General features: G+C 36.5%; 14 protein-coding genes. 9 read left to right on the plus strand and 5 right to left on the minus strand.

Annotated elements, in window-relative coordinates; translation table 11 throughout:
- Positions 1-12 precede the first annotated feature (12 nt).
- The 4 genes from Q9B79_RS13945 to Q9B79_RS13960 all read right to left on the minus strand — a co-directional run bounded on the left by Q9B79_RS13945 (position 13) and on the right by Q9B79_RS13960 (position 5268).
- Entirely contained in the window at positions 13-828 is an 816-nt protein-coding gene (locus Q9B79_RS13945) for a CAP domain-containing protein (RefSeq protein ID WP_306185139.1), read from the minus strand.
- Between the two features lie 469 nt (positions 829-1297).
- The gene (locus Q9B79_RS13950) at positions 1298-2626 is read right to left on the minus strand and encodes a (Fe-S)-binding protein (protein WP_306185142.1); all 1329 of its coding nucleotides are present in this window, start codon (positions 2624-2626) and stop codon (positions 1298-1300) included.
- The gene (gene glcD / locus Q9B79_RS13955; protein ID WP_306185144.1) at positions 2623-4035 is read right to left on the minus strand and encodes a glycolate oxidase subunit GlcD; all 1413 of its coding nucleotides are present in this window, start codon (positions 4033-4035) and stop codon (positions 2623-2625) included. Before glcD ends, Q9B79_RS13950 begins: the two co-directional genes overlap by 4 nt.
- Positions 4036-4152: 117 nt before the next feature.
- Positions 4153-5268, minus strand: coding sequence for a CdaR family transcriptional regulator (locus tag Q9B79_RS13960; RefSeq protein ID WP_306185146.1), 1116 nt, complete (start codon positions 5266-5268; stop codon positions 4153-4155).
- 136 nt (positions 5269-5404) lie between these two features.
- Here Q9B79_RS13960 and Q9B79_RS13965 point away from each other — a divergent pair, with 136 nt between their 5' ends.
- The 9 genes from Q9B79_RS13965 to Q9B79_RS14005 all read left to right on the plus strand — a co-directional run bounded on the left by Q9B79_RS13965 (position 5405) and on the right by Q9B79_RS14005 (position 13674).
- Positions 5405-6379, plus strand: a complete 975-nt coding sequence (locus Q9B79_RS13965) for a YncE family protein (RefSeq protein WP_306185148.1) — start codon at positions 5405-5407, stop codon at positions 6377-6379.
- Positions 6372-7043: a response regulator transcription factor gene (locus tag Q9B79_RS13970; protein WP_306185150.1), complete on the plus strand. Its 672-nt coding sequence runs from the start codon at positions 6372-6374 to the stop codon at positions 7041-7043. Before Q9B79_RS13965 ends, Q9B79_RS13970 begins: the two co-directional genes overlap by 8 nt.
- A gap of 3 nt (positions 7044-7046) precedes the next feature.
- A complete protein-coding gene (locus Q9B79_RS13975) occupies positions 7047-8447 on the plus strand; it encodes a sensor histidine kinase (protein WP_306185152.1) in 1401 nt (466 codons plus the stop codon).
- Positions 8448-8786: 339 nt separating this feature from the next.
- A complete protein-coding gene (locus Q9B79_RS13980) occupies positions 8787-9476 on the plus strand; it encodes a FadR/GntR family transcriptional regulator (RefSeq protein ID WP_255448402.1) in 690 nt (229 codons plus the stop codon).
- Positions 9477-9644: 168 nt separating this feature from the next.
- On the plus strand, positions 9645-10364 hold the full coding sequence (locus tag Q9B79_RS13985) for a (Fe-S)-binding protein (RefSeq protein WP_306185154.1): 720 nt from the start codon (positions 9645-9647) through the stop codon (positions 10362-10364).
- Between the two features lie 16 nt (positions 10365-10380).
- Positions 10381-11802, plus strand: coding sequence for a LutB/LldF family L-lactate oxidation iron-sulfur protein (locus tag Q9B79_RS13990; protein WP_306185156.1), 1422 nt, complete (start codon positions 10381-10383; stop codon positions 11800-11802).
- Positions 11802-12512, plus strand: coding sequence for a LutC/YkgG family protein (locus Q9B79_RS13995; RefSeq protein ID WP_306185158.1), 711 nt, complete (start codon positions 11802-11804; stop codon positions 12510-12512). The genes Q9B79_RS13990 and Q9B79_RS13995 overlap by 1 nt, the downstream gene beginning before the upstream one ends.
- 112 nt (positions 12513-12624) lie before the next feature.
- A complete protein-coding gene (locus Q9B79_RS14000) occupies positions 12625-13347 on the plus strand; it encodes a prepilin peptidase (protein WP_306185160.1) in 723 nt (240 codons plus the stop codon).
- Positions 13348-13362: 15 nt separating this feature from the next.
- Entirely contained in the window at positions 13363-13674 is a 312-nt protein-coding gene (locus Q9B79_RS14005) for a cyclic-phosphate processing receiver domain-containing protein (protein ID WP_306185162.1), read from the plus strand.
- Between the two features lie 27 nt (positions 13675-13701).
- On the opposite strand, the gene Q9B79_RS14010 is transcribed toward Q9B79_RS14005, so the two are convergent.
- Positions 13702-14553, minus strand: a complete 852-nt coding sequence (locus Q9B79_RS14010) for a formate/nitrite transporter family protein (protein ID WP_306185164.1) — start codon at positions 14551-14553, stop codon at positions 13702-13704.
- Between the last annotated feature and the right edge of the window lie 19 nt (positions 14554-14572).

A 14572-nucleotide genomic window follows, 5' to 3' on the forward strand; every position in this document is an offset into this window, starting at 1 on the left:
CTTTTAATCTATTTATTTCGTAATAAATTGTTGTGTCCAGTAGTTGCCACTTTCTACATAACCAACACCGATATGAGTGAAGCCGTTATTTAAGATGTTTGCACGGTGCCCAGCACTGTTCATCCAAGCTTGTACTACTTCTTCAGGTGTACGTTGGCCTTGAGCGATGTTTTCACCTGCAGATGTATAAGAAATACCAAATTTCTTCATCATGTCAAACGGAGATCCGTAAGTAGGGCTGTTATGATCAAAGTAGTTGTTTTTTTGCATATCTTCAGATTTAATACGTGCTACTTTGCTTAATTCAGTGTCGATTTTTAAAGCTGGTAAACCTTGTTTTGCACGCTCAGCGTTTGTTAATTCAACAACACGTTGTTCGAACTCGCTTAAAGATTTTGCTTCTTCAGCAGGCTTTTGCTCAGCTGGTTTTTGCTCAGCTGGTTTTTGTTCAGCCGGTTTTTGAGCTTCTGGTTTTTGAACTTCTTCAGCAGGCTTTTGCTCAACTGGTTTTTGCTCAGCAGGCTTTTGAGTTTCTGGCTTAGCTGTTGGTTGCTCAGTTACAACATTTTCAGTAGGTTGTTGACCAGGAATATAGCAATTTGGTTGGAAGTTTCCTTGTTGCCATTGTGCTAATGATTCTACGCCCATAGATTGTAAGAATGCTTGTAATTCTTGTTGGCTCATTTGCTTCATCATCACTTTTGAATGCTGAATATTTTGAACCTTTATGTTAGATGGTTGTACTGTTGCAGCTTGTGCATCTAGAGAAGATACTCCTAAAGTAAGAGCTGTTGCAGCAGCTACAGATAATAAAACACGCTTTTTCATGATGTGTGTCCCCCTATGTAAAGTTTTAATTTGTTTTCACACGATTTGTTTTTGACAGCCTGTCTGTCTGACTGACAAATTCATCGTAGCATACAATTTGCGAGAAAAAAGATGGAAAAAAATTCATAGTCTTTAAAATTACCTAATTTATCCTAAGAGGGTAAAAGAGAAAAAATAAGAGAAACATAGAGTATAAAAGGAATTTTCAGCATTTTTATACTATGTTATAGAAGGGGGTTTTTGGATGAATTTACCTAAATAGAAAATGAAGAATCCTATTGTATCAATGGTTTGAGAGGCTTTTTGAGGAATATACTGGATTGTTTTTTACAAAACTGTAATGTTTCTGTTGTTCTTTTTTATAATAAAGTAACATATTTTTAATGTTGTAGAGGCCAAAAAAGCGGCTATCTCTTTACGTAGACGAAGGAGATAGCCGTTTTCTTATTATTACGTATGTTACGAGTTATTACGAGTTGGTTTCAATTGCTTCTAATAATAAATCTACAATGTGAATTCCTCTCATTTTATGAGAAAGACCTTCTCGCTCAATACCTAATTTCATTTGTAATAAACAACCTGGATTTGCGGTAACAATGGTCGCTGCGTCTGTTTCATGCACACGATCCATTTTGTAATCTAGAAATTCCATTGATAACTCTGAATGAACAATATTGTAAATACCAGCAGAACCACAGCAGCGATCCGCGTCTTTCATTTCACGGTATGTTGCGCCTTGAATTGCTTCTAGTAACATACGAGGTTCTGAAGATGTTCGCATAACATTGCGTAAATGACAAGAGTCTTGATACGTAATAATTTGCGGCGTGAGTCGTAAGTCAGTTCGCTTGTGGAAGTCTAGTTCTACTAGAATAGCGGTAATATCTTTAATTTTAGAAACAAACTGCTTCGCACGTTCAGCCCACTGTGGATCATCTTTTAAAAGATAATCGTAGTCTACGAGGTAAGCTCCGCAACCACCAGCATTCGTAATAATATAATCGATGTTTAAATCTTCGAATGCTTTTATATTGCGTTTCGCTAATTCTTTTGCTCCGCTTTTCTCACCAGCATGCCCATGTAATGCCCCGCAGCAACTTTGTGTTTTCGGAATAACGATATCACAACCAGCTAACTGAAGAAGTTTCATTGTTGCATTATTTGTTTCTAAAAACATCGTATCCATTAAACAACCTGTGAAGAATGCAACTTGTTTCTTTTTTGTACTTTCAGCATGTAAAAATTCAGGGCGATCTTTCATTGCTTTCATTTTAGGGACTTTTGGTAGAACGAGATCCATCGTTGCAAGTGTTTCAGGGAATAACTTCATAATTCCTGTTTTATGTGTTAGCGTTTGTAAACCAGAACGCTGATAAAATCCGATTAACCCTGTTAATGTTCTCATTCGATTTTGATGCGGGAAGAGTCCTTCAAAAACGACTTTACGAACAGCTCTCACTGGCACCGAGAACTTTTTGTTTTGATTTATAATATCACGAGTTTCTTCTAATAAATGTCCATAATTCACACCTGATGGACAAACAGGTTCACAAGCGCGGCAGCCAAGACAAACATTTAATGTGTTTTCAACATCTTCATCTGGCTCAATTAAACCGTCAACGACCGCTTTCATTAATGCGATACGTCCACGTGGTGAATGTGATTCTTTATATCCAGATTGAATATAAGTAGGACAAGTTGGTAAGCAGAAACCGCATCGCATACAGTTTAGTAGTTCATCTTCACTTAATCGTTCTTTAAATTCCTTTTGAATGTTTTCTTTATTCAATGTTGTCATCGCTCAACCACCACTCTTTTACGAGTGTCCTTCGCGAACATCTTTCCTGGATTCATAATGTTATTTGGATCGAAGGCTTGTTTAATTCCTTGCATAGCAGCAATACCTTCTTTACCTAATTTCATTTCTAAATACGGAGCTTTCATCGCACCAACACCATGTTCACCAGTAATCGTGCCGCCAAGTTCAATTGCTTTTGCAAATATTTCAGCAAAAGCTTGTTCAGCCCGGTGCATTTCTTCTTCATTACGAGCATCTGTCATACAAGTTGGATGTAAGTTACCATCACCAGCATGTCCAAATGTACAAATAGGAATATTATATTTTTTTGCAATGGCATTAATCGCTTCAACCATTGGAGCGATTTGTGAACGTGGTACTGTGGCATCTTCTAGTATTGTAGTAGGCTTTAATCTTGCAAGTGCTGATAGTGCGCTACGGCGAGCTGTTCGAAGCGCATCTGCTTCTTCTTCATCTTTTGCAACGCGAACATCGACTGCATTCATGGAGCGGCAAACGTTAGCCATTTTTTCAATATCTCGATTGACAACTTCAGGTGGACCATCTTGTTCAATTAATAAAATTGCTTTTACGTCAGTTGGTAAACCGATTTGTGCAAACTCTTCTACTACTTCAATTGTCGGTTGGTCTAAAAACTCAAGTGTCGCTGGAATGATTTTATTTGCAATAATAGAAGAAACAGCACGTGCAGCTTCGTTAATATCTTCATAGAGCGCAAGCATCGTTTTCTTCGTTTCAGGCATAGGAACAAGTTTTAATATCGCTTCTGTTACGACGCCAAGTGTTCCTTCAGAACCGATAAATAACCGAGTTAAATCGTAACCAGCTACATCTTTTGCTAATTTACCACCAGTGCGAATCATATCGCCATTTGGTAAGACAAGTTCAAGACCCATCACATAATCACGTGTTACGCCATATTTTAATCCGCGTAATCCACCTGAGTTTTCATTAATGTTACCGCCAATTGTAGAAATTTTCATCGAGCTTGGATCTGGTGGATAAAACAGACCTTTTTCTTCTACGGCTTTAATAATATCAAGTGTAATGACACCAGCTTGTACAGTAATTGTTAAATTCTCTTCATCAATTTCTAAAATGTTATTCATATGGCGGAAGATAAGAACAATACCGCCTTCAAGTGGACATGTCCCTGCGCAAAGGTTTGTTCCAGAACCACGAACATATACAGGAATTTTGTGAGTGTTACATACTTTTAACACTTCAGCTACTTCATTTGTATTACGAGGAGCAATGACTGCATCAGGCATTGCTTGGAAGTTTGGAGTGGCATCATAACTATACGTTAAACGCCCCATATTGGATGTATCTACATTATCTTCGCCAACAATGGATACGAATGAATGAATAATTTGCTTATCTAACATTGGAAATCCCCCTCAAACTGTTAACGTATTTAGTCATAATAAAAAACGTTGTAACAGTGCTTTCATTATAATGATAAAAAAGTTGGGGGATTCTTTCTATGTATAATCATCTAAACATTAATCTGTTTTATCATTCTTTTTTGTATGATTATCTAATAAGAGGAGAGAGAAGTATAAAATGTTTAAGTCTTTGAATTGTTTCGGGTCAAGGTCTGTATATTCCTCAATCTTTTTAAGTCTGTAATGCAATGTGTTAATGTGTATATGTAATTGTTCAGCTGTTTGTTTATAAGATTGGTTATAATCGATAAATAAACGTAAAGTGTGCATAAGTTCAGGTGATGATAATAAGTTTTCGATGGTGCGCCTTAGAAACTGTTCCCGCGTTTCAGCAGAAATATCTTGTAAGCACATTTCTAAACGTAAATCTTCATTAAATACAATTTTTTTCGTTTCAAGTGATACAGAAAGAGCTTGTAACGCTTGTTCGTACGATAAGTTCATATTGTTTGGCGTAACGGTTTGTCCAATCCCGATATATAAAGGAATAGAAAATAAAGTTTCACAGTCTTGTTTTAATCGTTTTAAAAATTGATACGTTTGCTCTTTGGAGTGCGTGGCTGTAAATAAAATAAATCGATCATTTCCCCAGCGAACAAATAGGTGCTCCTTTGTTAATAGATTGCGTACGTGTTGCCAAACTTTACGCTGAAGCATCGTGTCATTTTGATCGATAGCGAACAAAATAAGTTGTTTCTTCTTATATAAGTCAATACCAAGTGTTTTGGCGCGATCAAGAAAGCTTGGAGACCAGTCTGTATTTTGAAGCCAATCAAAGACAAATGCTTCATAAGAACGGTGTTCAAGTTCTAGTTGTTCTAAAAAGTAGTTTTCATGAATGAGTAGTTCGGTCATTTTACGTAATATTTCTCCGTATTGTGAAATATTTTCCGGTTCGCCTGTAATTCCAATGACACCAATTACTTCGTCATGGAATAGTAAGGGGAGGTTCATACCCGCCTTTACACCTTGCAAACGTCGTTCATCTTCTTTTGTAATAATGACAGTTTTCTTTTGTTTTGCACAGCGGAGTGCGCCTTCATGAAATTGACCAATTCTTTCTACATCTGTACTTGCGATAATAACGCCTTGTATATTAATGATAATAATATTTTCTTTAATTAGTCTGCGTACTTCTCGTACAATTTTATTTGCTAAATCAGGAAAAAGCATAATTTGCACACCTCAATTTCTATTTGTTGTACATTATATATGTAAATGATATAAGAAAGGGAAATTTCACACTTTCCACACATTTATTTGTTATTTTACAATTATAACGAAATCATCCGAAGATGGAGGGAATCTTTTGAGAAAGTATGTTTTTCTTCTCTGTTTTTTATTTCTATTAGTAGGGTGTCAAGGAAGTACATATACACCGATTGCTAAAGATAAAAGTGTTATTATAACCACGAATATAAAAGAAGGTAGCCTTAGTTTTGTTGATAAACAAACTAAAAAGTTAATTACGACATGGGAACTTAATGAACCGATGGCAGGAATTGCACTGCTTCCAAACGGTGAGGACATACTTGTATATGGTAAGCAGCTAGAGTACATGTATGTATATTCACTAGCAGAAGGAAGGCAAGTGGAAAAATATAAAACGGGAAAAGGTATTGTAAATGTGGTCGTATCAGAAGATAAAAAACAATTATTTGCTGCCGATCAAAATACTCAAAAGGTAAGGCTTTTTACGATAAAAGGAAAAGAGACAGGGAGTGTGTCAACCGGAAAAGGACCAATAACGATGGTAGAGCACGATAACCAGTTATCTGTATTAAATTTTTATGATACGAAGCTAACGACAATTGATACAAAGAAAAAAGAAGTGGTCCAATCCTTTATGATTCCCCCAGCGTCAACGGGAGCAACAATTAGTCCGGATGGTAAAGAGATATGGATTGGCGGACATGGTGATGGAAATCAAGTGAATGAGAAAGTATTAGTGTATTCTTTGCAGAATGGAGAAATGATACGTTCTTTACATGCCCCATTTATGCCTGTGAATATAACGAATGATAATAAGTATGTATATGCATTAAGTCACGGCTCGAATATGCTTAGAAAGTTTGATGTTAGCACGTATAAAGAGGTTGCTTCTGTAGAAGTAGGATCGAACCCATTTGCATTTTTGAAGAGCGGAGCAGAAGGCTACGTAGCAAGCTATGATAGTGATGAAGTGTGCGTCATGGATATGAAGAATTTGAAAATGAAACAAGCAATTAAAGTCGGAAAAGGGCCGTTTCAACTCATAGAGAGAGAAGGGAAGGACAATGAGTAAATATAGGGTGCTAGTTGTAGATGATGAAAGTGATATGAGACAGCTTGTTGGAATGTACTTAGATAATTTTGGGTACGAGTGGGGAGAAGCTGAAAATGGAAAAGAAGCGCTACAAAAATTAGAGAAGAATCATTATGATTTCGTTGTACTAGATATTATGATGCCAGAGATGGATGGACTTTCAGTTTGTAAAGAAATTAGAAAAACGTCAGATGTACCAATCATATTTTTAACAGCAAAAGGCGAAGAGTGGAATAGGGTGAACGGCTTACGTATGGGAGCAGATGATTATATTGTAAAGCCATTTAGTCCTGGAGAATTAATTGCTCGTATGGAAGCTGTGTTAAGACGTTATACAAAGCAAGAACAACAAGAGGAAGTTCAATTTGGACCAATCCTTATTAATGAAAAAAGTAGGAAGATTGAGGTAGATGGTGAACCGATTTCTCTTACAGTAAAAGAGTTTGATTTACTCTATTTTCTTTGCCAACATACGGGACAAGTATTTAGCCGAGAACAATTGCTGGAAAAGGTATGGGGATATGATTATGCCGGAAGTACAAGAACGGTAGATACGCACGTGAAAACGATGCGTTTGAAACTTGGAGAAAGTGGAAACTACATTCAAACTGTTTGGGGTGTAGGCTATAAATTTGAGGTGTAACGTATGTTTACGATGGTACAGAAGCTTTGGCTGACAGTAGTATGTGCAGTATTTGTAACAGTTTCTTTTCTCTATTTTGTATCTTTATACTCGTACGAAAAACTATACGTTGATAATTTAAAAGATTCATTAGTAACGGAGGGGAAGGGGCTTGCTGCGCAATATGATAAGGGTGAAGGTATATCTACTTTTGAAGAGAAAGTAAGAGCATTTGATCAAATATCTAGTTCAGACGTTCTTTTTGTATCGAACCCACGTGATTTAAGCGCATGCTTACCTTTTGATGTGCATCATCATTCTCTTATAAGTGAAGGGGACAGGCAAGCATTATTAGATGGGAAAACTGTGACAAAGATAGGATATGAGGAACATTTTGACCGTAATATTATGGGGGTTGTCATCCCTGTTTTAGAAAATAAAAAATTAGTAGGCATTATATATTCTTATATTCCTTTAAAAAGTATAAAAGACTTAATATATGATATGGGCCTTATTTTGGCACCGTTAGCACTTGCTATAACGTTACTAACAATATGGATTGGCAGAAAAATTATTATTGCTATTACGAGACCGCTTTCACAAATGGAACGAGTTGCGAATCATTTGGCTACGGGAGATTTCTCAGAACGGATTACAATTTCTTCTGAAGATGAAATTGGACGATTAGGAAAAGCATTTAATAAAATGGCAAATTCTTTAGAGACAGAAGACGTAAAGCGTAAGGAATTTTTAGCTAACGTTTCGCACGAACTAAGAACACCGCTTAGTTATATAAAAGGATATAGCGAGGCTATTTTAGATGGTGTAGCGAAGGGGCCACAGCAAGAAAAAGTAACACAGCTCATCCATAAAGAAGCAGATCGTATGCAGCGTCTCGTTCATGATTTATTAGATTTAGCACAATTAGAAGGTGAACATTTTCCGTTAAAGAAACAACCTATCGTTTTTTCGCAACTCATTGAAGATGTGCTAGATACGTATGAGCTTAAGTTTATAGAAAAGAAAATTCGTATTTCAACAAATTTAAACCCAGAAATCATTGTAATGATAGATGAGGATCGTATGCAACAAGTGCTTCATAACGTGTTAGATAATGCGATACGGTATACAAATCAAAATGGGGATATTATGATAACGCTTAGGCAGATAGATGATTATTGTGAATTAAGCATAAAAGATACGGGCATCGGTATTGATACAGAGCATTTAGAAAATCTTGGCCAACGTTTTTACCGCGTTGATAAAGCGAGAAGTCGTCAACATGGTGGAACGGGCTTAGGACTTGCAATTGTAAGACAAATTGTTCATATACATGACGGGCAATGGCGAATTGAAAGTGAAAAAGGAAATGGAACGACAGTTAGTATTAAATTGAAAGTACAGGATGAGGAGAGCATGTTCTAATTTTTAGGACATGCTTTTTTATCCCGCTATTTGCCGGGCAGTAAGATCCCCACCTCAAAATTCAGCGGAAGCAAAGAAGTTAGGTGGGGGTCGGGCTGCCCGTAAAAGCCCGATTGTTGAGGGCTGATAATCAGTGGGAGATAATAGTTATACAAAAAGGTATAAATTAATATGTAATAAATATCAGAAATTTGACGATTTTATGAACAAAACATTTGTACTTCTTACTAATTCGTTCTAAAATAGTTATGATGCAAAGTTTTTATAAATCGTTTCAATTGTTGTTTGGAAGATACTGAGGTGATTTAACTGGAGTACAAATCGATTAAACCGAAAAAAATTTACGAAGAAGTATCTGAAGCTATTTTAACAATGATTAAAAATGGTACGTTAAAACCTGGTGACAAACTACTTCCTGTACATCAATTAGCTGAGCAGTTTCAAGTTGGAAGATCTGCTGTTCGTGAAGCGCTAAGTGCGCTAAGAGCGATGGGCTTAATTGAGATGAAACAAGGAGAAGGTACATATGTGAAGAATTTCGATTCTTCTTCATTAACAAAATCATTAAACAATAGATTATTAATGAAGAAAGAAGATATTTTAAATTTATTAGAAGTACGAAAGGTGCTTGAAGTGGGGGCAGTTCGAGCAGCTGCGGCAAAACGTACGGAAGAGAATTTGAAAAATATGAAGCATTGGTTAGATGAAATGGCAAAGAGCATTGGAGATGAAAAAGCTGGTGAAAAAGCAGATTTTCAGTTCCATATGGGAATTGCGGAGTCTTCGCATAACAACATTTTGCTTGAACTCATGAATCATGTCTCAGAGATGATTGCTGAAACAATTGGTGAATCAAGACGCATTATTTTATATGGTGAACAAACAACATCAGAACGACTTATAGAAGAGCATCAAGTTATATATGATGCAGTGTTAAAGCAAGATGTAGAATTAGCGCAACAAGCAATGCTAGATCATTTAACAAATGTAGAACATATTGTCACAGGTATAAACGATATAAATTCGTAATTTAATCTTTTAAAAATCAAATTTTTTGATAAAATAGAGAGAGATTAAGTAAGCGTTTTCTTTAGAAGAGGGAGAGGATAGGCCGTGGTTGAGCCTACTTCTTCTTTTCTCAGTCATCTGATGACCATATGTTTGTTGGTGGAGTTGTAAAAAGGGGGAGTAATCATTATGAAAGTTACTTTATTTGTTACTTGTTTAGTCGATATGTTTGAAACAAACGTCGGCAAAGCAACAGTTGAGGTGTTGGAGCGTTTAGGTTGTGAAATTGAATTTCCAGAAGCACAAGTTTGTTGTGGGCAGCCTGCTTATAATAGCGGCCATGTAGAAGCAGCAAAAGAAGCGATGAAACATATGATTGAAACTTTTGAAGATGCAGAATATATCGTTACGCCATCTGGTTCTTGTGCGACAATGTTTCATGAGTATCCGCATGTTTTTAAAGATGATCCGAAGTGGGCTAAACGTGCACAAAAAGTTGCTGATAAAACATATGAATTTACACAATTTATTGTAGATGTTTTAAGGGTCACTGATGTTGGTGCAAGTTTACCAGGGGTCGCTACTATTCATAAATCATGTCATATGACACGTATGCTTGGAGTAAAAGAGGCACCAGGAATTTTATTATCAAACGTAAAAGGATTAACTGTGAGAGAGTTACCAAATGTGCAAAATTGTTGCGGATTTGGGGGAACGTTTTCAGTGAAGATGACTCCGATTTCTGAGCAAATGGTAGATGAAAAGGTAGATAGTGCAATGGAAACAGGCGCTGATTATTTAATCGGTGCAGATTGTGGGTGTTTGTTAAACATTGGCGGACGTATTGAGCGTTTAGGAAAAGAAATAAAAGTAATGCATATTGCTGAGGTACTGAATAGTCGCTCATGAAGGGGGAACATAAGCTATGTCTATGAAAATCAGTGAGAAAAAATTTAATGATCGCGTTGGCGATGGAATTCAAGATTCATTTATGCGCGGCGCTGTATCTTCTGCACAAACACGCTTATATACGAATCGTTTAAAAGCAGCGGATGAATTAGGAAACTGGGAAGAATGGCGTGAACTCGGTGAAGAAATTCGTCAACATACGTTAGAAAATCTTGATTATTACTTAATGCAGTTAAGTGAAAATGTATCAAAAAGAGGCGGACATGTGTACTTTGCGAAAACAAAAGAGGAAGCAGCAAAGTATATTCAAGACGTTGCAAAAAAGAAGCAGGCAAAAAAGGTAGTAAAATCAAAGTCGATGGTAACAGAAGAAATTAGTATGAACCATGCGCTTGAAGAAATCGGTTGTGAAGTGTTAGAAAGTGATTTAGGAGAGTATATTCTGCAAGTAGATAACGATCCACCTTCACATATTATTGCGCCTGCTCTTCATAAAAATAGAACGCAAATTCGTGATGTATTTAAAGAAAAGCTTGGCTATGAAAATTCTGATGATCCATACGAAATGACAAAGTTTGTTCGTAAACAACTTCGTGAAAAATTTATGGATGCAGAAATTGGTGTGACAGGTTGTAACTTCGCTGTTGCAAATACTGGTTCTCTTTGTTTAGTAACGAATGAAGGTAATGCCGATCTTGTTATGTCGATTCCGAAAACACAAATTGCAGTAATGGGTATGGAACGTATGGTTCCGACAATGGAAGAATTAGATGTTTTAGTTGGTTTACTATGTCGTAGTGCAGTAGGTCAAAAGTTAACAAGTTATGTAACTGTAGCGGGACCAATTCAAGAAGAGGAAGTAGATGGACCAGAAGAATTCCACTTAGTTGTTGTCGATAACGGTCGTTCTCAAATTCTTGGATCTGAGTTCCGTCAAGTGTTGCAATGTATTCGTTGTGCTGCTTGTGTGAACGTATGCCCTGTATATCGTCACGTTGGTGGACATTCATATGGGTCTATATATTCAGGACCAATTGGTGCGGTATTAACACCACTTTTAGGTGGATATGATGATTACAAGGAGCTTCCTTATGCCTCTAGTTTATGCGGGGCATGTACAGAAGCTTGTCCAGTAAAAATTCCATTGCATGATCTATTATTAAAACATCGTCAAGTTATCGTTGAGCAAGAAGGACGTGCTCCACTTGCAGAAAAATTAGCAATGAAAATGTTTAGTATGGGTGCATCTTCAGCAGCTTTATATAAAATGGGATCAAAAATGGCGCCAGCAGCGATGAGTCCATTTACATCTGGTAACCGTGTATCAAAAGGTATTGGGCCACTTAAAAACTGGACAGATATTCGTGAATTCCCGGCTCCAAGTAAAGAAAGATTCCGTGATTGGTATAAAGACCATAAGAAAGGCGGGGACAAATAATGACAGGATTAATTCAAAACCGTGAGTCCTTTCTAGACAATATTGCAAAAGAACTTGGACGTGCGCGTAAAACGGATGGTGTAAAACGTCCAGTGTGGAAAAATAATGTGAATAAAGAAACGTTAAAAGATTATTCACAAGAAGAATTGTTAGAAGTATTTAAAAATCAATGTACAAACATTCATACAACTGTTGTGGAAACGACAAACGACCGTTTACGTGAAGATATTCAAAAAGTAATCGTGGAAAACGGTGGGGGACCTATTCTATTATCGGCAGATGAACGTTTTGATTCGTATGGATTGACTTCTTTATTTAAAGAAGAGCTTCCAAAGCAAAATATTGAAGTGAATGTATGGGATCCTGAGAAAAAAGAAGAGAATATGCGCATCGCGGAAAGAGCGAATATTGGAATTGCATTTAGTGATTATACTTTAGCTGAATCTGGTACAATCGTTGTACAAAGTCATAAAGGCCAAGGTCGTTCTTTACACTTTTTACCGACTGTATACTTTGCTATTATTCCACGTGAAACACTTGTGCCTCGTATTACACAAGCAGTTGAGGATATGAACTCGCGTATAGAAAATGGTGAGAAAGTGTCATCTTGTATTAACTTTATTACAGGACCTAGTAACTCGGCAGATATTGAAATGAATCTTGTCGTCGGAGTACACGGACCATTAAAAGCAGTATATTTCATTGTATAAAAGAGGGGAAAGCAGGCCAGAAAATGGCCTGCTTTTTTAATAGAATAGAGATAATATGAAGTAGAAGTTCTCTCCTTTTTTTGCTATGTTCTTCTGGAAAGGAGAGGAAGGGATGTTCACTTATGTATATGCATTATTAGTGGGGATGGTGTTTGGTTCTTTTTATATGTTAATTGCGATGAGAGTTCCGCTAGGTGAGTCTATCATTGCCCCGCGTTCACATTGTCATTATTGTAAGTATGTGCTAAAGCCAAAAGAATTGATTCCAATCATTTCATTTTGTATACAAAGGGGACGGTGTACGAATTGTAAGAGAGAAATTCCAATTTTGTACGTAGTATTTGAACTTGTAACCGGAATGATATTTTTTCTTACTGTATATATGATTGGGGTGGAACAAGAACTTATTATCATTTTATCGCTTTTTTCATTACTTCTTATTATTTCAGTTACAGATTACATATATATGTTAATCCCAAATCGTATTTTAGCGTGGTTTGCCTGTTTACTTATTTTAGAATGTGCTTTCGTACCGTTAGTCACTTGGCTAGATAGTATAGTTGGTAGTGGTGTTATATTCGTTTTGTTATATTGCATGCAAAAGATATATCCAGAAGGGCTTGGGGGCGGTGATGTGAAATTACTTTCGCTACTTGGATTTATAGTGGGACTGAAAGGGATTTTTATCGTTTTATTTTTAGCATCTTGCTTTAGCCTTTGTTTCTTTGGAGTGGGTCTCGTATTAAAGCGGGTGAAAATGAGGACTCAAATTCCGTTTGGTCCTTTTATTAGTTTTGGAGCAATATGTTACATGTTAATCACGTATGCAAAATAGAAAGGAGGGTAGAACATGAATGTATATATGGATGATCAAAGAAGTTGTCCGTACGGATATGTGCTCGCAACTACAGTAGAACGTGCTTTGCAAATGGTTCGAGATTATGATGTGAATATTCTTTCCCTTGACTTTAATATGGGATGGGGAGAAAAAAGTGGATTAGATTTCGTAGAGGCTTTTTGTAAAGAGGGTTTATACGTAAATGAAATGCATCTTCATACGAATGATGTCATCGGTATGTACAAGATGAAACAGAGAATTGAAAAGGGAAAGGAAGAAGGAGAAATTAATCCTTATCTTGTTGTTAAATATGTGGGAAGCTAAAAACTCCAAAGTAAAACTTTGGAGTTTTTAATGTTTCAAATGCGCTTGCAACGGAATAATCTCTTCTTGTTGAGCTGCTACTAATTCAGTTTCTTCTTGTTTCACATCAGGTGCTTTCTTTGTTAAGTAATGGTATACCATACCAACAAATACAGACCCGCCAATAATATTACCGATTGTAACTGGAATTAAGTTATGAACAGCACCTGTAAAAGAAATTGTCTCCGGATGCGGTGAAACTAAAGATAAAGCAAATAGTGATAAGTTTGCAATGCTATGCTCGTAACCAGATAAGAAGAATGTAAAAACGAGTAGCATCATCATCATAATTTTTGCTGTATCACCTTTCACTTGAGAAGGTAAGAAACAAGCAAGACATACGAGCCAGTTACATAAAACCGCTTTAAAGAATAATTGAATTGTAGGTGTATTCATTTTTCCTTCTACTACTTTATTCATGAAATGACCGTGATCAATTGCTTCGAAAATTCCAGTTGCATAAAATAGTAAAGCAAAGAATAAAGCACCAGCTAAATTTCCTGCATAACAAGCGACCCAGTTACGAAGTGTATCGGAAATCGTTGTTTCTTTTCTTAAAGTTGCTACAGTGAAGTACATTGTGTTTCCAGTAAACAATTCAGCACCGCCATATATAATAAGGACGAGGGCAATTCCGAAAAACATAGAAGCCGCTAAATAAGTGGCTGGTGAATCTGCAATGTGAAAGAAGTTACCTAATTTAAAACATAGTACGATAATAAAACCAATATAAATACCCGCAAGTGCGGCACGAATGAAATATTGCATCGGGTTTATATCTAGCATTTGTTTTTTGCTCTTAGCCAGTTTGACAACATAATCTAATCCTTGTTCTAGCATGAGTAATACGCTCCTTTAG

Source organism: Bacillus sp. MHSD_36, from assembly GCF_030757775.1.
Classification (GTDB): Bacteria; Bacillota; Bacilli; order Bacillales; family Bacillaceae_G; genus Bacillus_A.